At 73.5% G+C, this 18,640-nt stretch carries 16 protein-coding genes; 6 read left to right on the forward strand and 10 right to left on the reverse strand.

From position 1 onward, the window contains the following. Positions 1-208: 208 nt before the first annotated feature. A complete protein-coding gene (locus ACGFN2_RS24575; RefSeq protein ID WP_393363862.1) occupies positions 209-1,615 on the reverse strand; it encodes a HEAT repeat domain-containing protein in 1,407 nt (468 codons plus the stop codon). 311 nt (positions 1,616-1,926) lie between these two features. Between ACGFN2_RS24575 and ACGFN2_RS24580 the strand changes: the two genes are divergently transcribed. Continuing rightward, complete coding sequence (locus tag ACGFN2_RS24580; protein WP_393363865.1) at positions 1,927-3,375, forward strand: PP2C family protein-serine/threonine phosphatase; 1,449 nt, start codon at positions 1,927-1,929, stop codon at positions 3,373-3,375. A gap of 173 nt (positions 3,376-3,548) precedes the next feature. On the opposite strand, the gene ACGFN2_RS24585 is transcribed toward ACGFN2_RS24580, so the two are convergent. After that, positions 3,549-5,078 carry a hypothetical protein gene (locus ACGFN2_RS24585; RefSeq protein ID WP_393363868.1) on the reverse strand — a complete coding sequence of 510 codons (1,530 nt, stop codon included), beginning with the start codon at positions 5,076-5,078 and terminating at the stop codon, positions 3,549-3,551. Positions 5,079-5,363: 285 nt separating this feature from the next. Between ACGFN2_RS24585 and ACGFN2_RS24590 the strand changes: the two genes are divergently transcribed. Both ACGFN2_RS24590 and ACGFN2_RS24595 read left to right on the forward strand, forming a co-directional pair. After that, on the forward strand, positions 5,364-6,500 hold the full coding sequence (locus ACGFN2_RS24590) for an aminoglycoside phosphotransferase family protein (protein WP_362603266.1): 1,137 nt from the start codon (positions 5,364-5,366) through the stop codon (positions 6,498-6,500). Between the two features lie 334 nt (positions 6,501-6,834). Next, positions 6,835-8,838: an N-acetylmuramoyl-L-alanine amidase gene (locus ACGFN2_RS24595; protein WP_393363871.1), complete on the forward strand. Its 2,004-nt coding sequence runs from the start codon at positions 6,835-6,837 to the stop codon at positions 8,836-8,838. Between the two features lie 87 nt (positions 8,839-8,925). On the opposite strand, the gene ACGFN2_RS24600 is transcribed toward ACGFN2_RS24595, so the two are convergent. The 3 genes from ACGFN2_RS24600 to ACGFN2_RS24610 all read right to left on the reverse strand — a co-directional run bounded on the left by ACGFN2_RS24600 (position 8,926) and on the right by ACGFN2_RS24610 (position 10,538). Further along, on the reverse strand, positions 8,926-9,426 hold the full coding sequence (locus ACGFN2_RS24600; protein WP_393363874.1) for a hypothetical protein: 501 nt from the start codon (positions 9,424-9,426) through the stop codon (positions 8,926-8,928). A 98-nt stretch (positions 9,427-9,524) separates the two neighbouring features. After that, positions 9,525-9,920, reverse strand: a complete 396-nt coding sequence (locus ACGFN2_RS24605) for an ACT domain-containing protein (protein WP_393363876.1) — start codon at positions 9,918-9,920, stop codon at positions 9,525-9,527. Positions 9,921-9,929: 9 nt separating this feature from the next. Next, entirely contained in the window at positions 9,930-10,538 is a 609-nt protein-coding gene (locus ACGFN2_RS24610) for a CGNR zinc finger domain-containing protein (protein WP_362603278.1), read from the reverse strand. Positions 10,539-10,740: 202 nt separating this feature from the next. Between ACGFN2_RS24610 and ACGFN2_RS24615 the strand changes: the two genes are divergently transcribed. Further along, on the forward strand, positions 10,741-11,475 hold the full coding sequence (locus tag ACGFN2_RS24615) for a maleylpyruvate isomerase family mycothiol-dependent enzyme (protein ID WP_393363880.1): 735 nt from the start codon (positions 10,741-10,743) through the stop codon (positions 11,473-11,475). A gap of 35 nt (positions 11,476-11,510) precedes the next feature. Continuing rightward, complete coding sequence (locus tag ACGFN2_RS24620) at positions 11,511-12,251, forward strand: leucine-rich repeat domain-containing protein (protein ID WP_393363882.1); 741 nt, start codon at positions 11,511-11,513, stop codon at positions 12,249-12,251. Between the two features lie 91 nt (positions 12,252-12,342). Here ACGFN2_RS24620 and ACGFN2_RS24625 read toward each other — a convergent pair whose 3' ends face one another. From ACGFN2_RS24625 to ACGFN2_RS24645, 5 genes are all read right to left on the reverse strand, one after another. Further along, complete coding sequence (locus ACGFN2_RS24625; protein ID WP_362603287.1) at positions 12,343-12,582, reverse strand: DUF397 domain-containing protein; 240 nt, start codon at positions 12,580-12,582, stop codon at positions 12,343-12,345. A gap of 138 nt (positions 12,583-12,720) precedes the next feature. Continuing rightward, positions 12,721-13,887, reverse strand: coding sequence for a thiolase domain-containing protein (locus ACGFN2_RS24630; RefSeq protein ID WP_362603289.1), 1,167 nt, complete (start codon positions 13,885-13,887; stop codon positions 12,721-12,723). Continuing rightward, positions 13,887-14,936, reverse strand: a complete 1,050-nt coding sequence (locus ACGFN2_RS24635) for a thiolase domain-containing protein (protein WP_362603292.1) — start codon at positions 14,934-14,936, stop codon at positions 13,887-13,889. Before ACGFN2_RS24635 ends, ACGFN2_RS24630 begins: the two co-directional genes overlap by 1 nt. After that, positions 14,936-15,883, reverse strand: a complete 948-nt coding sequence (locus tag ACGFN2_RS24640; protein ID WP_393363886.1) for a Zn-ribbon domain-containing OB-fold protein — start codon at positions 15,881-15,883, stop codon at positions 14,936-14,938. Before ACGFN2_RS24640 ends, ACGFN2_RS24635 begins: the two co-directional genes overlap by 1 nt. 15 nt (positions 15,884-15,898) lie before the next feature. Further along, positions 15,899-16,699: a crotonase/enoyl-CoA hydratase family protein gene (locus ACGFN2_RS24645; protein ID WP_393363889.1), complete on the reverse strand. Its 801-nt coding sequence runs from the start codon at positions 16,697-16,699 to the stop codon at positions 15,899-15,901. A 207-nt stretch (positions 16,700-16,906) separates the two neighbouring features. Between ACGFN2_RS24645 and ACGFN2_RS24650 the strand changes: the two genes are divergently transcribed. Continuing rightward, entirely contained in the window at positions 16,907-18,535 is a 1,629-nt protein-coding gene (locus tag ACGFN2_RS24650) for an acyl-CoA synthetase (protein WP_393363892.1), read from the forward strand. The last annotated feature ends 105 nt before the right edge of the window (positions 18,536-18,640 follow it).

Genomic DNA, 18,640 nt, shown 5'->3' on the forward strand with positions numbered 1-18,640 from the left:
TGGGGTGTGCCGGACGTAAAGCGAAGCAGTCCGGCACACCCCACCCGCGCAGGCCCGTCACCGCACCCGACAGCCCCGCGCAGCGGACCCGCCCGCCGCAGGCGCAACGGCGAGGCAGCAACAAACACCACCTCAACCCACGCCCCGCGCAGCGGAGCCGAAACAGCGCGAGCCACCACGGCGGGAAAGCCGAAAACGTGGGAAGAACCTAGGACCCCTCGGGTCCGATTCGGCTGCGGACGGCCGTCTGGACCTCGTCCTCCTCGGCGGGGTCGGCGGCGAGCCGACGGAGTTGTTCGACGACCCGGTCGTCGCCGGTGGCCGCGTGCCGAGCGGCTAGTTCGCGGGTGGTCTCCTCGCAGTCCCACAGGCACTCGACGGCGAAGCCGGCCGCGAACCCGGGGTCGGTGGCGGCGAGCGCCCCGGCGGCCCGGCCGCGGAGGTGGGAGGAGGAGGTCTCTCGGTAGATGTGCCGCAGGACGGGGGCGGCACAGGTGACGCCGAGGCGGCCGGTGCCGTCCACCAGCTCCCACAGGCCGTCCGCGTCCGGCCCCTCCTCGCGTACGGTCCTGCGCAGCGCGGCCAGCACCAGCTCGGTGTCGGCTCGCCCGCCGCGGCGGGCGAGCACCGCGGCGGCGGCCGCACCCAGCCGGTCGGCGCGCGCCGCCCAGAGGCGGGCCCGCCCGACCGCGGCCACACTGCGCATCCGCGTGAACGCGGCGAGCGCGGCGGAGACCAGCGGCTCGGAGGAGAAGGGGTCGGCCACCGCGGTCTCGATCAGGTCGAAGGCGTCCGGGTCGCCGCGCTCGGCGAGGTGGTGGAGCACGGCGGCGCGCGCCGTGTCCGGGCCGGTGCGCGCGGCACGCAGCAGCTCGGGGCGGTCCTCGGGGCCGACGACGGCGCCCAGGCAGCGGGCCGCGGCGTGGTGCCGCTGCTCCGCGGGCTCCTGCTGCGCCCACTCCAGGATCTCGGTCACGCTCCACCCGGGGCGCGGTCCGCTGGGCCGCAGCTGCCGCTGCCAGCGGTCGAAGGAGCCCTGTTCCCCGGCGGCGGCCAGGCGCGCGCCGTAGCGGGGGTCCTCGGCCCACAGCCGCCAGGGCCGGGGCTCGAAGGCGTCGCGGACGGCGGCGGCCAGCTCGGCCTCGCCGTGCTCGGTCTCGGGGAAGCGGGCCAGCACGGGGTGGGCGAGGGTCATCAGCCCGGCGTCGTCGTCACGCAGCGCGAGCTCGTCCAGGGCCCAGCGCCAGTTGCTGCCGGCCGCGGCGTAGCTGCGCAGCAGCAGCCGGGCGGCGTCCCTGCCGTACGCGGCGAGGTGACCGAGGACGGCGAGGGCGAGACCGGTGCGCTCCTCGCCCGTGTCGACGAGGTCGTCGGGGTGGAAGAGGTGGCGTTCGATCTGCTCGAGGCCGCCGTCGAGCTGCATGTAGAGGCGGGCGTAGTAGAGCGAGCGGTTCTCGACCTGCCAGTCGCGCCGGGGGTCGCGCAGCACGCTGTCGTTGAGTGCCGCGAGCGCCTCGGCCCGCGGCGCCGCGAGGGCATGCAGGGTCCCGTCGCCGCGGCCTCGCTGAAGGAGGCCGAGCAGGGTGCCACTGGGCGCTATGTCTGGATCGAACATGAGGTCAGCATCCGGTGCGGGGGGCAGGCTGGCAACGGGATTTCCGCTGACCGGCATTCTTGCCGGTGACCACGGGCCGTATGCCTCGTTCCCACCATGGATCGACGGGAACGCCTGCGTACGGCGGCCGAAGCCTAGCGCGGAAGCTGTTATTCCGCCGATTCGCCCCGGGGTTGCCCCAGCAGGGCCGGCGGCATATGCCGGGTGCACCACCGTATCGGGTAGTGCCAAATCCCTTACGGACCGTCGCCGCCTGTGCAACAGTCGTTACCGGCCCTTCAGCCCGGCGCCGCCTGATCACGGAGTACGTCATGCCGTCCCCTCTCTTCGCGGATCACTCAGCCGACCGGCCCCCCGAGCGTGAAACGGTCGAGGCACTCATCACGCAGGCCCGCCGCCTGCGCGGCGGCCTCGACGCGGTCCGCCGGGAGTCCTCGGTGGACACCGGCCTCGCCGCCGGCCCCCAGCTGCGCTGGCAGCGCGCCCTGTGCGATCTCGCGGTGCACCACCTCGACGACCTCGGCGGCCATCTCGACCAGCTGCGCGAGGGTCTGCCCACGGAGAGTGCGGACGAGCCGCCGGCCGCGCCGCCGGAGCCCGCGCCCCATGAGCGGGGCTCGCTGCTGCGCCGGGTGGGCAGCGCCGAGTGGAACCTCCTCACCGACGAGGTCAGCTGGTCCGACGAGCTGTTCGCGATGTTCGGCCGGGCCCCGTCCGACGGCCCCCTCACCCTCGACGAGCTGCCGTCCCTGGTGCACCCCGAGGACCAGGACGGGCTGGCCACGATGGTCACGGACTGCCTGGTGGACGGCCGGCCGATCGACGGCGAATTCCGCATCGTGCGCCCGGACGAGAGCCTGCGCACGGTGCACATGGTGGGCGAGCCGGTGCTCGACGCCGACGGCAGTACCGCCTGCATGTGGGCCGTGCTGCGGGACGTCAGCGAGCTGCGCCGCAGCCAGCAGGCGGTGCACGAGACCCGTGACTCGCTGCACCGCGAGCGGCAGATCGCGCAGACCGAGCACCGGCTTGCGGTCGAGCTGCAGGAGGCCGTGCTGCCGCCGTGGCGCGGCTCCCTGCGGTTCCCGCACGGCGGCCCGGTGGCCCTCGACCTCGCCGGGCGCTATCTGCCGGCCGGCACCCGCGACCTGATCGGCGGGGACTGGTACGACGCGCTGCAACTCCCGGACGGCAGCACCCTGTTGAGTGTCGGCGACCTCACCGGGCACGGCGTCACCGCCACGTCCGGGATGGCGATGGTGCTCGGCGCGCTGCGCGGGATGGCGGTCGCCGGACACCGGCCGGGCCCGCTGATGGGCTTCCTCAACCAACTGCTGGACACCGCGACCCAGCCGGCGCTGGGCAGCGCGGTGTGCGGCCGGTTCGACCCCACGGCGCGGACGCTGGAGTGGGCCCAGGCGGGGCACCCCGCACCGCTGCTGTTCCGCGGCGGCACGGGGCGCGCGCTGGACCCGCCCGAGGGCGTCCTCCTCGGCGCGACCTCGGGTGCGGCCTACACCCAGCACACCGAGCAGCTGGAACCCGGCGACCTCCTCGTCCTGCACACCGACGGCCTCGTCCCGCGGCGTGCGCAGGGCGCGGACACCGCCCATGAGGGTGCCGAGCGGCTCCTCGCCCTGGCGCCGCGGTTCGCCGCCGCACGCACCGCGCAGGACAGCGTCCGCATCGTCGTCGAGGAGTTCGGCACGGCCGAGCGCGAGGACGACGCCTGTGTGCTGGTCGCCCGGGTCGGCGGCTGACACACCTCCGGGGGCGTGTCGGGGCCGCTTGAGGCCGGACCGGTGCTGTGACGGCAACCCCGGTGACGTCCGTCGGCGGACCGTCGGTGGGCTGAGGCGGCCGGGCCGCGGAGGACGGTTCGCCCTCCGCGGAGACGGATGACGCACCGTCACCCTCCGCGTCGCCGCCCGCCTCAGGCCGAGAGGTTCGTTCCGACGCCCGCCCCGATACCGGGGCCCAGGCCCGAACCCTTCGACTTGGGCTTCGCCTTCGGCAGGACATGCTGGATCTCCTCCCGCAGGTCCTGGATCTTGGCGTAGTTCGCGTACTGCCCCGTGAGCCGGAACATCTCGCGGAGCCGGTCCCATGTCCGGTGCGAGGAGTTCTCCCCGATGGACACCAGCGCCAGCCGGGCGTAACGGTCGGCCTGTTCGGGGTCGTTGCCGATGAAGCAGGCCGAGGCCATCGAGATGTAGTCGAAGATCTGCGACCGCTGGCGGCCGTTCTCCCGCAGGGTCAGCGCCCGCTTGGCGTGGTGCTGGGCGACCCGGGCGGCCGAGGCGTCGTGGTCGGCAAGGGTACGGAACGCCAGCGCCTGCATGCCGTGCAGATCCGCCTCGTCGAACATCTGCATCCAGCTCGGCGGCGGCACATCTCCCTTGTCCGAGACGAAGAGGTCCTCCGCCTCGCCCAGGGTGCGGCGCATCGCCTGGCCGTGCCCCTTGGACGCCTGCGCCCAGGCCTCGATGGTGTGCAGCATGGCGCGGGTGCGCGGCAGGGTCTCCTCGCCGGAACCGGACTGGGCCAGCTTCATCAGATCGAGCGCATCGTCCGGGCGGCCCAGATGCACCATCTGACGGGCGGCACGGGAGAGCGCCTCGCCGGCACGGGGGCGGTCGCCGCCCTCGCGGGCCGCATGGGCGGCGATGATGAAGTACTTCTGGGCGGTGGGCTCCAGGCCCACGTCATGGGACATCCAGCCGGCCAGCACCGCCAGGTTGGCGGCCACTCCCCACAGCCTGCGCTGGAGATGGTCGGGGTGGCGGTAGGCGAGCATGCCGCCGACCTCGTTGAGCTGGCCCACCACGGCCTTGCGCTGGAGCCCGCCACCGCGGGCCGCGTCCCAGGCGCGGAAGACCTCGACCGAGCGCTCCAGGGCGTCGATCTCCTGCGACCCCACGGGGGCCGCCTCATAGCGGTCGAGGCCGATCTGGTCGAGTTCGTGGACGGAGTCGGAAGCGAACGGGTGGTCGTGGCGTGGGGCGCCGGCCGGTGTCGGGTCGGTGTGCAGCCAGTCGTACATGGCGCCGGTGAGTGCGGAACCCGCGGCGAGCGCAGCGCCCGCACCCACCAAGCCGCGTCGGTTGAGCATGAGGTCCATTCCCGTGAATTCCGTGAGGACCGCGGCGGTCCGTTCGGGAGCCCACGGCAGACCGTCCATGGCCTGCCGCTTCCCCGAGCGGCCTGTTCTCGCGAACCCGAGGTCCTCGATGGTTACGACACGGCCGAGGCGCTCGGTGAACAGGGAAGCCAGAACCGTCGGCACCGGATCGCGCGGGGTCTCCCCCATGTCGATCCAGCGCCGCACTCGTGAGGTGTCGGTCGCCAGCTGCGGATGGCCCATGGCCGCCGCCTGCCGGTTGACCAGTCTCGCCAGCTCTCCCTTGGACCAGCCGGCCAGGCCGAAAAGGTCCGCGAGACGGGTGTTCGGCTGCCTGTCCACGTCAAGCCCCCAGGTTCCTCGACTCATTTGACAGTAACGGCCCGTGACATGCGCTGTGTCCATTCGCCAGGGTTCGCCACCCTGCGCCAGATGGTCTGCCACCCGCAGCCACGTGTTCTGTAGACATGCCGCCCCCGGCCTGGTGGCGGGACCGCATTCCCCAGGGTGCGCGCCCTTCACAGGGACCCTGGATCGGCCTTCTGCACGGGGCCCGTTCACGGGTTCTCACCACCGGGCCGGGGAGCGCACGCAACTCGCCGGCGCACGAAGGGATCTGTCTCACCCATGTATGCAGCATCGTCCGCCGTGACCACCCCCACCCGGCCGCACCGCCCGCATCCGGCCGGAGGCGGGCCGTACCTCGACCCGTCACCGTCCACGGGCGCATCGGTCAGCGGTCTCCCCGGCGGCCGTACGCGACGGGTACAGGGGACGAGCGCCCAACCGCTCAGCGGCCGGCTCGACTTGTCCGGCCCCCAGGGCGCCCAGCTGCGCGCCGCCGTCGCCTCGGTGCACCGCATCTGCCCGGAGTTCAACCCGGTGCAGGTGCTGCGGCGCAGCGGCAGATCCGTCCTGCTCGTGGGGACGACGGGCCGGATGACCGCGGTCGCCAAGTGTTTACTGGACCAGTCCCCGGCCTGGGCTGAACGGTTCCGGCAGGAAATAAGTGCATACCGCGCATTCGTCCGGCATCGTCCGCCGGTTCGGGTGCCGCGGCTGGTGGCGGCCGACCCCGACAACTGCACGCTCGTGATGGAGCGGATGCCCGGCCGGGTCGCGGCCCTGACCCGGCACCCGTCCGAGGCCCCGCCCCGTGCGGATGTGCGGGCCGCGCTCAGCGCGATCTGCCGGATCAACCTCTGGCGTCCGCCGGCCGGTCTGTTCGACACCCCGCTGGACTACGCGGGCCGCATCGGCCGCTATCACGACCTGGGGCTGCTGACCGACCGGGACCTGGGCGATCTGCAGAAGCTGATGCACGGCCTGTCGCACACCCAGGGCCAGTTCTGTCACGGCGACGCGCTGCTGAACAACGTGCTGCTGTCCCCCGCCGGCCCGGTGCTGCTGGACTGGGACAGCGCGGGCTGGTATCTGCCGGGCTACGACCTGGCGACGCTGTGGTCGGTGCTCGGTGACGCGCCGGTGGCCCGCCGCCACATCAGCCAGCTCGCCCAGAACGCCGGACCGGCCTCCCGGGACGCCTTCCTGGTGAATCTGATGCTGGTGCTCACCCGCGAGATCCGGCGCTACGAGACCGCGGTCCAGCGGACCATGCGCGAGCCCACGCCGACGGGCGCACCGGTTCCGGGACAACCCGGTGTGCCGGCGGCGGGCGAGGAGCAGCGGCTGCTCCTGCGCCGACTGCACGACGACTGCCAGATGGCGCGGCGTGCGGTAAGGGCGGCGGTCGGCACCCGCTGACCGCCGAGGGGGGACTGTGAGCGGCGCGCCCGGGCACGGGGTGCGCCGCTCACCCATGTCCGCCGGTCCCTCACCGGCTCTTCTCCTCACCGTCCGCGGGAGCCGGGTCGTTGGTCCATTCCACTGACGCTTCGCGGGCCCGGCACCGCTGTGGGAAGGCTCCTCTGGAGACGCCCTGACATGCGGAATCCCGAACGGGCATGGTGTTTGACGGACTGTCGGCAGACGTATGGCTCTGGGCCGACAGGGGCTCTAGTCTCGGGTCCCGCCCGTGCGGCCGTTTGCGCACCCACCGTCACACCGTCCCGGCTCGGGCCGGCTCGAGGAGGTTGCTTTGCACGAATCCGCCCCGGAAGACGAGAAGAGAGTCCGCCGCCCCGCGCTGCGGAGATCCGCCACCGCCGTCGCTGCCGCGGTACTGCTGTTGCCGCTCTCGGGAGCGCCGTCCGCGCAGGCCGGGCAGCCCCGGACGGACGCGCTGCAACAGGCCTTCACCGACGCCGCCGCCCGCTTCCATGTGCCGCGCAGTGTGCTGCTCGGCGTCTCGTACCTGGAGTCGCGGTGGGACGCGCACGGCGGTGCGCCCAGTGTCTCGGGCGGCTACGGTCCGATGCATCTGACCGACGCCCGTACGGCCCTGACCCGGATGCCGGAGTTCAGCGAGGGCGACGAGGACGCGCGCGGCGACGCGGCACGGGGCCGTAAGCGGGTGCCGTCCGGCGCGGCGCAGCGGGCCGCGCTGCCCGCCGAACTCCCCGCGCGGCTGCGTACCTTGCCGACGGCCGCACGGCTGACCGGGATTCCGGCCGGGAAGCTGCGCACCGACCCGGCGGCGAACGTGCTCGGCGGTGCGGCGCTGCTCGCCGCCGAGCAGCGCAAGCTGGGCACGGCCGCCGTCGCCGACCCGGCGCGGTGGTACGCCGCGGTGGCGCGCTACGGCGGCCAGGACAGCGCGCGCAGCGGCCGGGCCTTCGCGGACGAGGTGTACGCGGTGATGCGGCAGGGCCAGGCGCGCACCACCGACGCGGGGCAGCGGGTCGCCCTGGCCGCCGCGCCGGGTCTTGCGCCGGACAGCGGGCAGCAGAAACGTCTCAGCGCGCCGGGCGCCCAGGCCCCGGCGGCCGCCGCCCGCCGGCCGGAGTGCCCGCGGAACGTGGCCTGCGAGTCGGTCCCGGCCCCGTACGAGGAGTTCGGGGACGGTGACTACGGCAACCACGACAAGGCGGACCGGCCCGCTGACCAGCGGGTCAGCGCCATCGTCATCCATGACACCGAGGGGTCCTGGGAGACCACGCTGAAGCTGATCAAGGACCCGGCCTATGTGTCCTGGCACTACACGATCCGCTCCGCGGACGGTCTGATCGCCCAGCACGTCCCCACCAAGGACGTCGCCTGGCACGCGGGCAACTGGTACATCAACTCGCACTCGGTCGGTATCGAGCACGAGGGCTTCCTGGCCGCGCCGGACGCCTGGTACACGGAGGCGATGTACCGCACCTCGGCCCGGCTGGTGAAGTATCTGAGCCGCAAGTACGACGTGCCGCTCGACCGGCAGCACATCCTGGGGCACGACAACGTGCCCGGCACGACGACGGCCACGATCCCGGGCATGCACACCGACCCCGGCCCGTACTGGGACTGGGCGCACTACTTCACCCTGCTGGGCAAGCCGTTCAAGGCCACCGCGGGCCAGCGGGGCGGACTGGTCACCATCCGCCCCGACTACGACGAGCACCAGCCGGTGTACACGGGCTGCACCAAGGCCGGTGACACCTGTGCGCCGCACGGCTCCACGGCGGTCCGGCTCTACAGCGCGCCGGACGAGGACGCGCCGCTGGTCAAGGACGTCGGACTGCACCCGGACGGCAGCGCCTCGACGACCGGGGTGAACGACACGGGCGCCCGCGCCACGACGGGGCAGCGGTTCGCGGTGGCGGGCCGGACCGGCGACTGGACGGCGATCTGGTACCTCGGGCAGAAGGCGTGGTTCCACAATCCGGCGGACGAGCCGGTGGCGGTGCACGCCAGGGGGCAGATCGCCACGCCGAAGGACGGCCGGCAGGAGATCCCGGTCTACGGCCGGGCGTACCCGGAGAAGGAGGCCTATCCGGCCGGGGTCCCGTACCAGGCGGTCTCCCCGCTGCCGTACAAGCTCACCGCCGGGCAGCAGTACGCGGTCGGGGGCCGGATGCGGGGCGAGTACTTCTACTCCCCGACCTTCGACGTCACCAAGCACGCGGTCGTGCGCGGCAAGGACGTCTACTACGAGATCCAGCTCGGGCACCGGGTCGGCTATGTGCGGGCGGCCGATGTCGAGGTGCGGAACTCGGGTTCGTAGGAGCCGGCGGGTGAGCGCGTCGCGCCCGGTGGACGGGGGAACCGTCCACCGGGCGCGACCGTGTCCGCTCCGGTGCCGAGCCGGGGTTCAGCCCTGCTGGAAGAGCTCCGCGGGCAGCGGCTTGAGCAGGGCGTAGAGGTCGTCGGTGATCGGCCGGTCCCAGCTCGCGATGGTGACCAGCACGCCGTCGCTGCGGTCGAACTGGGCGCAGGAGATCCGGCTCTCGGAGCACTTGACGCGCTTGACGATCAGCAGGTTGTCCTCGTGCATCACCGGGGTGTCCTCGGTGTCCACGACCGTCACCGGTTCGTCGTTGCCGAGCGCGGCGAGGAGTTGGGCGACCTCGAAGGGCACCTGGTCGTCGTCGAGCTCGCGGGCCGGGGAGCCTTCCGGCAGATTGCCGATGATCATCGCGGGACCGCGGCCGCCGAACAGGTCGTAGCGGAGGAAGACGCCCTGGCAGCTTCCGTCGGGCGCGGGCAGCAGCCCGGCTCCGAGGTTGCCCGGCCAGTCCCCGGGGTCCATGGCGAGGACGTCGAAGTCAGGCCCGGCGGGCGTGGCTGCGCTGCGGCGGCGGAGGAAGGACATGCCGCCATCGTACGTGGCCCGGCCGGGCGCGCCGCGCCGACGTCGGGGTCGGCGACACCCGGTGCGCGGCGCCGTCGGCCGCCCGGTGGCCGGTGGTCTCAGGCCTGGTCGGCGAGGGCGCGCAGCCGGCGCAGCGCCTCGTCGGCCGCGTCATACGGCACGAAGAGGTGATCGTGGTGGAAGCCCGCGACGACGTTGCAGCTGAGGCCGGCCTGGGCGAGTGCGGTGGCTACGGCCGCGGTGAGTCCGACGGCGTCCAGTGCGGAGTGCACCCGGAGGGTGATCCAGGCGGCGACGTAGTCGTAGGCCAGGCCGGCGCGGTCGGCCTCTTCCTGGTGGACGACGAGGGTGCGGCCCTCGGGCTCGGTGACGGTGACCACCGGCGTCAGTCCTTCGGGGACCGCGCCGGGGACGACGGCGAAGACGTAGCGGCCCTCGTTGCGTTCGGGACGCATCGCGCTCAGCAGGGTCCGGAGATCGCGTTCACCCGTCATGGCACCAGCCTACGGGGCACCCTCCCGGCCTTCCCTGCGGCGTTCGTGGTGGCGGGCGACCCGGGCGCGGTTGCCGCAGGAGGGGGTGCACCACTCCTGGCGGGCGTGGTCCTTGACGAAGTAGCGCACACAGCGCGGGGCGGGGCAGGCCCGCAGGAGAGCGCGGTCCGGGCCGTCGAGGAAGGCGAGGGCGGCGCGGGCGAGCGCGGCGACGATCCGGTCGGCGGGCGGCGGGGAGCCGGCCGGGTGCAGCCGGAGCGTGGGCCGGGCGTCCGGCCCCCAGCTGAGCCGGGGCACCGTGGGGACCAGGGCCGCGGCGGTGTTCAGCCGGACGAGCGCCTCCGCTTCCGGGAGGAGCCGGTGGGCGTCGGCGGAGCTGGGCGGTCCCGGCCGGACGGCGCGGGCGAACAGCGACCGGACCGCGGCCCGCACCTCCCGTACGGCGGTGTGCAGCGCCGCGTCCACGGTGACCGGCTGCTCGGCGCAGTCCAGCGGTGCGGCCCTCTCGCGCACCCAGGCCGCGAGCCCTTCCCGGTCGGCCAGGTCGTCGGCGACGCCTCCGTGTCCGTCGTGGCGGATGGTGACGGCGAGGTCGAGGGCGAGCCGTGGTGCGGTCATGGAGCTAATGGTAGCTTCCTCACACACCATTAGTCGGTGGAGGGGGCGGAGTGGCCGGCTTACGTCAACTGCCGTGCGTTCTCCGGGTGTTCGCGGGCGGGCGGCCCGGATGCGCGCCGCGCCCGGCGCCCGGTGAGATGCCTGGCCTCTCGGCGCCGGACGGGCGCGGCCCCGAGCCGCCCGACAGGACGAAGGAGCTGCGGTGACCACGACGGCGGAGTACGCGAAGACGGCCGAGGCGGTACGGGCCGGGATCGAGGCGGGGCAGGAGCGGCTGCGGGCCCTGCTGCCCGCGCTGACCGACGAGGCGGCGCGGGAGCCCAGCGAGCTGCCCGGCTGGTCCCGTGCCCATGTCCTGTCGCATATCGAGGGGGTCGGTCTGGCCCTGGCCCGGCAGGCCCGCTACGGACTGCGCGGTGAGCTGATCGAGCCGTACGACGGCGGCCGTCCGGCGCGCGCCGCCGCGATCGAGGCCGGAGCGCTGCGGGACGCGGCGGCGCTGCGGGAGGCCGTACGGGCCGCGCTGGCCGAGGCGTCCGCGGCCTGGGCGGCGGTCGGGCCGGCCGACTGGTCGCGGCCGGTGGCGCATCGCAACGGCGATCTGCGCGCCGCACTGCTGGCCTGGTGGCGGGAGTTGGAGATCCACACGGCGGACACGCGGATCGGCCACGGCCCGCGGGACTGGCCCCGGGAGCTGTGCCACCACCTCCTGGACCACCTGGCGCCCCGCGTCCCCGGGGACCTGCGCCTCGTCCTGACGGCCACGGACGGCACGCCGGCCCGGCGGTACGGTTCCGACGGAGCGCCGGAGGTCACCGTGCGCGGCCCGCTCACCGGTCTCGCGGCCTGGCTGGCCGGCCGCAGGCCGGACCACCCGCTCGACTGCCGCCGGTCGGGGGCGGTGGCCCCGCTGCCCGAGTTGCTCGACTGGCCGTAGCCGCCGGGCCCCGCCTTCCGGAAGGAATCCTGCCCATGCCGCACGACGAGCCCGGCCTGCCGCCCGTACTCGACCTCTGGAAGGCGGGTCTGCGGGCGGTACCGCCCGAGGTCTGGCGGCACACGGACTGGGAGGTGCTGATCCTCGCCGACAACGCGCTGACCGAGGTCCCGGCGGCGCTCGGACGGCTGTGGGCGCTGCACACCCTCGACCTCGGCCACAACGCACTGACCGCGCTCCCCGACGCACTCGGTGACCTCACCGGGCTGACCCGCTTCCTCTACCTGCACGACAACCGGCTCTCCGCGCTGCCGGAGAGCCTCGGCAGGCTGGACCGGCTCGGCTATCTCAACGTCGGCGAGAATCCGCTCGGGCGGTTGCCGGCGGCGCTCGGCGGGATGGGCGGGCTGGTCGAACTCCGGGCGCAGCGGGCGGAGTTGGGTGAGATTCCGGAGTCGCTGGGGCGGCTCGGGCGGCTGCGGGAGCTGTGGCTGGGCGGCAATGCGCTGACGGCGCTGCCCGGGAGCCTCGCGGGACTGGGTGCGCTGCGGGTGCTGGAACTGCGGGACAACGCGCTCCGTCATGTCCCCGAAGCGCTGTCCGGCCTGCCGCTGCTGCGCCGGATCGATCTGCGCGGCAACCGGATCACGGAGCTGCCGCCCTGGATCGCGGAGCTGCCGTCGCTGGAGAAGCTCGATCTGCGCTGGAACGCCGTGCCGGACGGGGCGGAACCGGTCCTGGCGCTCCGCGAGCGGGGGTGCGTGGTCCTCACCTGACCACCGCGGCGCCTCGTGTCCCCGTGTCACGGCGTGTCCTGCGCTCCGGTAGACACCGGGAGACACGCCCTGGGTGAGCGGGCGACATGCCCTATGTGAGGTCGAACTCGCCCTCGCGCGCGTCGAGGACGAAGGCGCGCCACTCGGCGGGCGTGAAGATCACCGGCGGGATCTCGGGGCTGCGGCGGTTGCGCATCGCGATATAGCCCTCGACGAAGGCGATCTGGACACCGCCCACCCCCTGCGGGCTCGACTGCCACTCGGCCTGCGCCAGGTCGAGATCGGGCCTGGGTCCACCCACGAGCCGCTGCTCCGTGATGCTGTCGGTCACCTGTCCCGCACCTCCCGGTTCGTCGTCCGCGGTCAGCCTAACCACTGTGTCCGGGGACGGACAGAGGACGTGGCGAGGCGGTGGAGTGGTGATCCGGGGGCGGGCGCGCCGGCCGGGCGCGTCCGCCCCCGGCCGTGGTCAGCCGCCGGGCGTGTCGGCACCCACCAGCCACATCGCGAAGAACTGCGAGCCGCCGCCGTAGGCGTGTCCCAACGCCGTGCGGGCGCCGTCGACTTGGTGCTCGCCGGCCCGGCCGCGTACCTGGAGGGCGGCCTCCGCGAAGCGGATCATGCCGGAGGCGCCGATGGGGTTGGTGGACAGCACCCCGCCGGAGGGGTTGACGGGGAGCGCGCCGTCGAGCTCGGTGACGCCGGACTCGGTGAGTTTCCAGCCCTCGCCCTCCTCGGCGAACCCCAGGTTCTCCAGCCACATCGGCTCGTACCAGCTGAAGGGGACGTACATCTCCACCGCGTCGATCTGCCGCCGGGGGTCGGTGATCCCGGCCTGCCGGTAGACGTCGGCGGCGCAGTCCTTGCCGGCCTGCGGGGAGACGAAGTCCTTGCCGGCGAAGAGGGTGGGTTCGCTGCGCATGGCGCCGCCGTGCACCCAGGCCGCCGGGTGCGGGGCGCGGGCGGCCCCGGCGCGGTCGGTGAGGACCATGGCGCAGGCACCGTCGGAGGACGGGCAGGTCTCGGAGTAGCGGATCGGGTCCCAGAGCATCGGTGAGGCCTGCACCTTCTCCAGGGTGAGGTCCTTCTCGTGGAGGTGGGCGTAGGGGTTCTTGAGGGCGTTGCGGCGGTCCTTGTAGGCGACGAGGGAGCCGATGCTGTCGGGGGCTCCGGTGCGCCTCATGTACGCGCGGACGTGCGGGGCGAAGAAGCCGCCGGCGCCGGCGAGCAGCGGCTGCTGGAAGGGGACCGGCAGGGACAGGCCCCACATGGCGTTGGACTCGGACTGCTTCTCGAAGGCGAGGGTCAGGACGGTGCGGTGGACGCGGGCGGCGACGAGGTTCGTGGCGACCAGGGCGGTGGAGCCGCCGACGGAGCCGGCGGTGTGCACCCGCAGCATGGGCTTGCCGACGGCGCCCAGGGCGTCGGCGAGGTACAGCTCGGGCATCATCACGCCCTCGAAGAAGTCGGGGGCCTTGCCGATCACCACGGCATCGATGTCCGCCCAGGTCAGCTCGGCGTCGTCCAGGGCGCGCCGGGCGGCCTCGCGGACGAGTCCGGCGAGCGAGACGTCGTGCCGGGCGGCGACGTGCCGGGTCTGTCCGATGCCGATGACGGCCACGGGCTCCTTGCTCATCACTCACCCTCCAGGACGGCGACCAGGTTCTGCTGCAGGCACGGCCCCGAGGTGGCGTGCGCGAGGGCGCGGTCGGACGCGCCGCTCTGGATGCGGGCGGCGGCCTCGCCCAGGCGGATCAGCCCGGTGGCCATGACGGGGTTGGCGGCGAGCGCGCCGCCGGACGGGTTGATCCGGACCGCGCTGTCCGGCGCGTCGAGCTTGAGCGCCCGGCGCAGCACGACCTCCTGGGAGGCGAACGGGGCGTGCAACTCGGCGGTGTCGACCGGCCCTTGGAAGGCTCCGGCGCGTTCGGCGGCGAGCCGGGTGGAGGGTGAGTCGGTGAGGTCGCGGACGCCCAGGCCGTGTGCCTCGATGCGGTGGTCGAGGCCGCGTATCCAGGCGGGGCGGTCGGTCAGCCGGCGGGCGGTGTCACCGGCGGCGAGTACGACGGCGGCCACGCCGTCGCCGATGGGCGGGCAGTGGCCGGCGCGCAGCGGGGCGACCAGCTGCTCGCCCGTGGGGACCGCGCCGCGCAGCTGGGCATGGGGGTTGTCGCCGGCGTCGGCGCGGCTGCGGGCGGCGATCGCGGTCAGCTCGCGCTCGTCGGTCAGTCCCGCGTCGATCAGCGCCTGGGCCTGGAGGGCGGCGAGCGCGACCGCGTCGGGCCACAGCGGCGCCACGTAGTAGGGGTCGAGCTGGCGGGTGAGGACCTCGCGGACGTCGCCCGGCGAGGACTTGCCGTACGCGTAGACCAGCGCGGTGTCCGCCTCGCCTGTGAGGAGCTTCACCCAGGCCTCGTACAGCGCCCAGGCGCCGTCCATCTCGACATGGGACTCGGAGATCGGCGGCCAGGCGCCGACGCCGTCCAGGGCCATGGTGAAGGAGAAGGCTCGGCCGGCGAGGTAGTCGGAGGAGCCGGAGCAGGTGAAGCCGATGTCCCGGGCCGCCAGGCCGGTCCGGTCCAGCACCTCGTGCAGGACCGGCATCAGCATCTCGACCTCGGAGGTCTCCGCGCTGTCGCGGACGTGATCGCTCTGCCCGAAGGCGACGATGGCGACCTCGCGCATCAGATCAGCTCCTTGTAGCGGTCGTAGTCGGCGTCGGGTTCGCCGGTGGGGCGGTAGTGGTCGGGGAAGCGGCCGTCGCCGGTCCATACGGGTTCCACCCGCAGCCCCATGCGGACCCGGTCGTACGGGATGCCGCCGATCCGGGCGTGCAGGGCCAGGTCGGCGCCGTCCAGGGCGATGTGGGCGTAGACGTAAGGGACCTCGATGTCGAGGTTCTTGGCCTTGATGTTGACGATGCAGAAGGTGGTGACGGTGCCGCGGGGGCCGACCTCGACCTGGGTGTCGGTGGCGAGGCCGCAGGTGGGGCAGGCGCCGCGGGGCGGGACGTAGACCTTGCGGCAGGAGGGGCAGCGTTCGCCGGTGATCCGGTGGTCCGCGAGGGCCTGGAGGTAGCGGGACTGGGCGCGGCCGGGTGCGTAGGTGTAGTCGAGCCGGGCGGGGGCGGTGATGCCGGTGACGGGATCGGCGAACTCCGCGCCGTGCGGGGCCGGTTCGCCGTCGGTGCCGGGCCGGTCGTCCGGTTCGAAGCAGGCGAGGTCGGTGATCGCGCCGGTGCGGTGGGCGGCCCAGCGGACGCGGACCCGCATGCCGGTGTGCACGGCGTCGGGGCCGGGGGCGTCCAGCGCATGCAGCAGCGCGGTGTCGGCGCCGTCGAGCCGGACCAGGACCCAGGCGAAGGGGGTGGTGAGCGGCTGGCCGCGGCGGGGGGACGGGTTCCAGGCCCAGGTGGTGACGGTGCCGCGGCTGCCCACCTCGACCAGTTCGCGGATCTCCTCGGCGGTGACCGGGTCGTACTCGGTGGGCGGCACGATCACCCGGCCGTCGCTCCCGGTGACACCGAGGACGGTGCGCTCGCGCAGCCCGGTGAGGAAGGCGCTCTGGACCGGGCCGAGCGAGCGGGTGAAGGGGAACTCCACGACGAGGGGGGCCGTGAGGGCCTCGGACATACGGGACTCCTAGGCTCAGGCCCGCCGGTAGACGGGCGGGCGCTTCTCCGCGAAGGCCCGGGAGCCCTCTTTGGCGTCGGCGGTGTCGAAGACCGGCCAACCGCGGGCGAGTTCGGCCGCCAGCCCGTCGGCCTCGGTCATCCCGGCGGTCTCGTAGACGGAGGCCTTGACGGCCTCGACGGCCAGCGGTCCGCAGCCGTTGATCAGTTCGGCGATCTCCAGGGCCTTGTCACGTGCGGTCCCCGCCGGCACCACCTGGCCGATGAGGCCGATGCGCGCGGCCTCGTCCGCGGTGTAGGGCCGGCCTGTGAGCAGCATCTCCAGGGCGTGGGTGCGGGGGATCTGGCGGGCCAGGCGGACGGTGGAACCGCCGATCGGGAACAGTCCGCGCCGGACCTCGAAGAGCCCGAAGGTGGCGCTCTCCCCGGCGACCCGGATGTCGGTGCCCTGGAGGATCTCCGTCCCGCCCGCGACGCAGTGCCCCTCGACGGCGGCGATCACGGGTTTGCGGGGGCGGTGGTGGCGCAGCATCGCCTTCCAGTGCAGGTCCGGGTCGGCGCGCAGCCGTTCGCGGTACCCCGCGCCGGCCATCCCGTCGCCCGCGAGGGCCTTGAGGTCCATCCCGGCGCAGAAGGTGCCGCCGGCGCCGGTGAGGACGATGGAGCGGATCGCGTCGTCCTCGTCGGCGGCGGTCCAGCCGTCGTACAGGCCCACCAGCATCGGCAGCGAGAGCGCGTTCTTCGCCTCCGGCCGGTTGAGGGTGAGCACCAGTGTCGCGCCGACGCGCTCCACCGAGAGATGTTCCGTACCACCCATGTTCCGTCCTCCCGTCTCGCGACGAGAACAGGTTGCAGTAGCCGCACGGCGACTTCAAGGCTTTTCTGACAGACAGTCAGATTTCTTGCCCGGGGCCCTTCCCTGCTCCTCGCGGCGGCGCTCTAATGACCGCCGAGGGGGCGCCTCGCAGGCCCACGGAGACCGGAGAGACGCCCCCAGCCGACGCCCGCCCGGTCTGGAGGAGACGTGGAGTACAACCTTGCCGACCTCTTCGAGTCGATCGTCGACACGGTCCCCGACCGCGAGGCCCTGGTGTACGCCGACCATCCCGGGACCGGCGCCGAGCGGCGGCTGACGTACGCGGAGCTGGACCGCGCCGCCAACCGCCTGGCCCATCACCTCGCCGATCACGGCATCGGCCCCGGCCGGCACGTCGGACTGCACCTCTACAACGGCATCGAGTACCTCCAGGCCGTCTACGCCTGCCTGAAGATCCGCGCCGTCCCGGTCAACGTCAACTACCGCTACGTGGAAGAGGAGTTGGCCTACCTCTACCGGGACGCGGACCTGGCGGCGCTGGTCTTCGACGCGGAGTTCACCGCGCGGGTGGCCGCCGCCCTCCCCCAGGCCCCCGGTTTACGGCACCTCGTCCGGGTCGGCACCCCGCCGGACAGCGCCCCCGAGCCGCGGATCGCGCCCGTCGCCCTCGCGGACGCCGAGGCCGCCGGCTCCCCCGCCCGCGGCTTCGGCCCGCGCTCCGCCGACGACCGGATCGTCATCTACACCGGCGGCACCACCGGTCTGCCCAAGGGCGTGATGTGGCGCCACGAGGACATCTTCTTCTCCGGGATGGGCGGCGGGGCGCCGACCGGCGAACCGGTCGGCCGGCCGGAGGAACTGGCCGAGCGGGTCGCGGCCGGGGGCGACGGCCTGGTCTTCTTCCCCACGCCCCCGCTGATGCACGGCACCTCCACCCTCACCGCGTTCATCGCCTTCCACTTCGGCCAGAAGGTGGTCATCCACCGCAAGTACGTGCCCGAGGAGGTGCTGCGGACCATCGAGCGGGAGCGCGTCACCAGCGTGTCCCTGGTCGGCGACGCGATGCTGCGGCCGCTCGTGGACGCGCTCGGCGGGCCGCTCAGGGACACCGACTGCTCCTCGCTGTTCAGCGTCAGCAGCTCCGGCGCGATCCTCTCGGAGACCGTACGCGCCCAGTTCAGCGCGCTGGTCCCGGACGTCATGCTGCTCAACAACTTCGGCTCCTCCGAGTCCGGCTTCAACGGCACCGCCACCGAGGACTCCGGCCCCGACAAGGGCTTCCGCCTCCAGGTCAACTCCCGTACCGCGGTGGTCGACCCGGCGACGTACGAGCCGGTCACGGTCGGCGAGGTGGGCCGGATCGCGCTGCGCGGACATGTCCCACTGGGCTATTACAACGACCCGAAGAAGACCGCCGAGACCTTCTTCGAGGCGCACGGCGACCGGTGGGTGCTGCTGGGCGACCTGGCCACCGTCGACGAGGGCGGCATCGTCACCGTCCTCGGCCGGGGCTCGCAGTGCATCAACTCCGGCGGCGAGAAGATCTATCCGGAGGAGGTCGAGCAGGCACTGAAGGCGCACCCGGACGTCTATGACGCGCTGGTGGCGGGCGTGCCGGACGAGCGGTGGGGCCAGCGGGTCGCCGCCGTGATCCAACTCCGGCCGGGATCGGCTGAGTTGGCCCTCCCGGAGATCCAGCTCCACTGCCGGACGCGGCTGGCCGGTTACAAGATCCCGCGGACCGTGGTCCTCACCGACCACATCCGTCGCTCCCCCAGCGGCAAGGCGGACTACCGCTGGGCGAAGGCGGTGGCGGCGGGCGAGCGGACGGGCTGAGCGGGCGGGGGCGGCCGGAGCGGCGGGCCGGACGGGCGGCGGGACCAGGCGGGCCGACCGGGCAGGCCGATCAGTGGGCCGACCGGCCGGAGTGCGTCGCCCCGG

This window comes from Streptomyces sp. NPDC048612, from assembly GCF_043199295.1.
Classification (GTDB): domain Bacteria; phylum Actinomycetota; class Actinomycetes; order Streptomycetales; family Streptomycetaceae; genus Streptomyces.

What these genes read in the sequence shown, in the direction of transcription:
- ACGFN2_RS24575 (WP_393363862.1), bottom strand. Translation starts at nt 1,615, where the DNA reads ATGTTCGATCCAGACATAGCGCCCAGTGGCACCCTGCTCGGCCTCCTT.
- ACGFN2_RS24580 (WP_393363865.1), top strand. Translation starts at nt 1,927, where the DNA reads ATGCCGTCCCCTCTCTTCGCGGATCACTCAGCCGACCGGCCCCCCGAG.
- ACGFN2_RS24590 (WP_362603266.1), top strand. Translation starts at nt 5,364, where the DNA reads ATGTATGCAGCATCGTCCGCCGTGACCACCCCCACCCGGCCGCACCGC.
- ACGFN2_RS24600 (WP_393363874.1), bottom strand. Translation starts at nt 9,426, where the DNA reads ATGTCCTTCCTCCGCCGCCGCAGCGCAGCCACGCCCGCCGGGCCTGAC.
- ACGFN2_RS24605 (WP_393363876.1), bottom strand. Translation starts at nt 9,920, where the DNA reads ATGACGGGTGAACGCGATCTCCGGACCCTGCTGAGCGCGATGCGTCCC.
- ACGFN2_RS24610 (WP_362603278.1), bottom strand. Translation starts at nt 10,538, where the DNA reads ATGACCGCACCACGGCTCGCCCTCGACCTCGCCGTCACCATCCGCCAC.
- ACGFN2_RS24620 (WP_393363882.1), top strand. Translation starts at nt 11,511, where the DNA reads ATGCCGCACGACGAGCCCGGCCTGCCGCCCGTACTCGACCTCTGGAAG.
- ACGFN2_RS24630 (WP_362603289.1), bottom strand. Translation starts at nt 13,887, where the DNA reads ATGAGCAAGGAGCCCGTGGCCGTCATCGGCATCGGACAGACCCGGCAC.
- ACGFN2_RS24635 (WP_362603292.1), bottom strand. Translation starts at nt 14,936, where the DNA reads ATGCGCGAGGTCGCCATCGTCGCCTTCGGGCAGAGCGATCACGTCCGC.
- ACGFN2_RS24640 (WP_393363886.1), bottom strand. Translation starts at nt 15,883, where the DNA reads ATGTCCGAGGCCCTCACGGCCCCCCTCGTCGTGGAGTTCCCCTTCACC.
- ACGFN2_RS24645 (WP_393363889.1), bottom strand. Translation starts at nt 16,699, where the DNA reads ATGGGTGGTACGGAACATCTCTCGGTGGAGCGCGTCGGCGCGACACTG.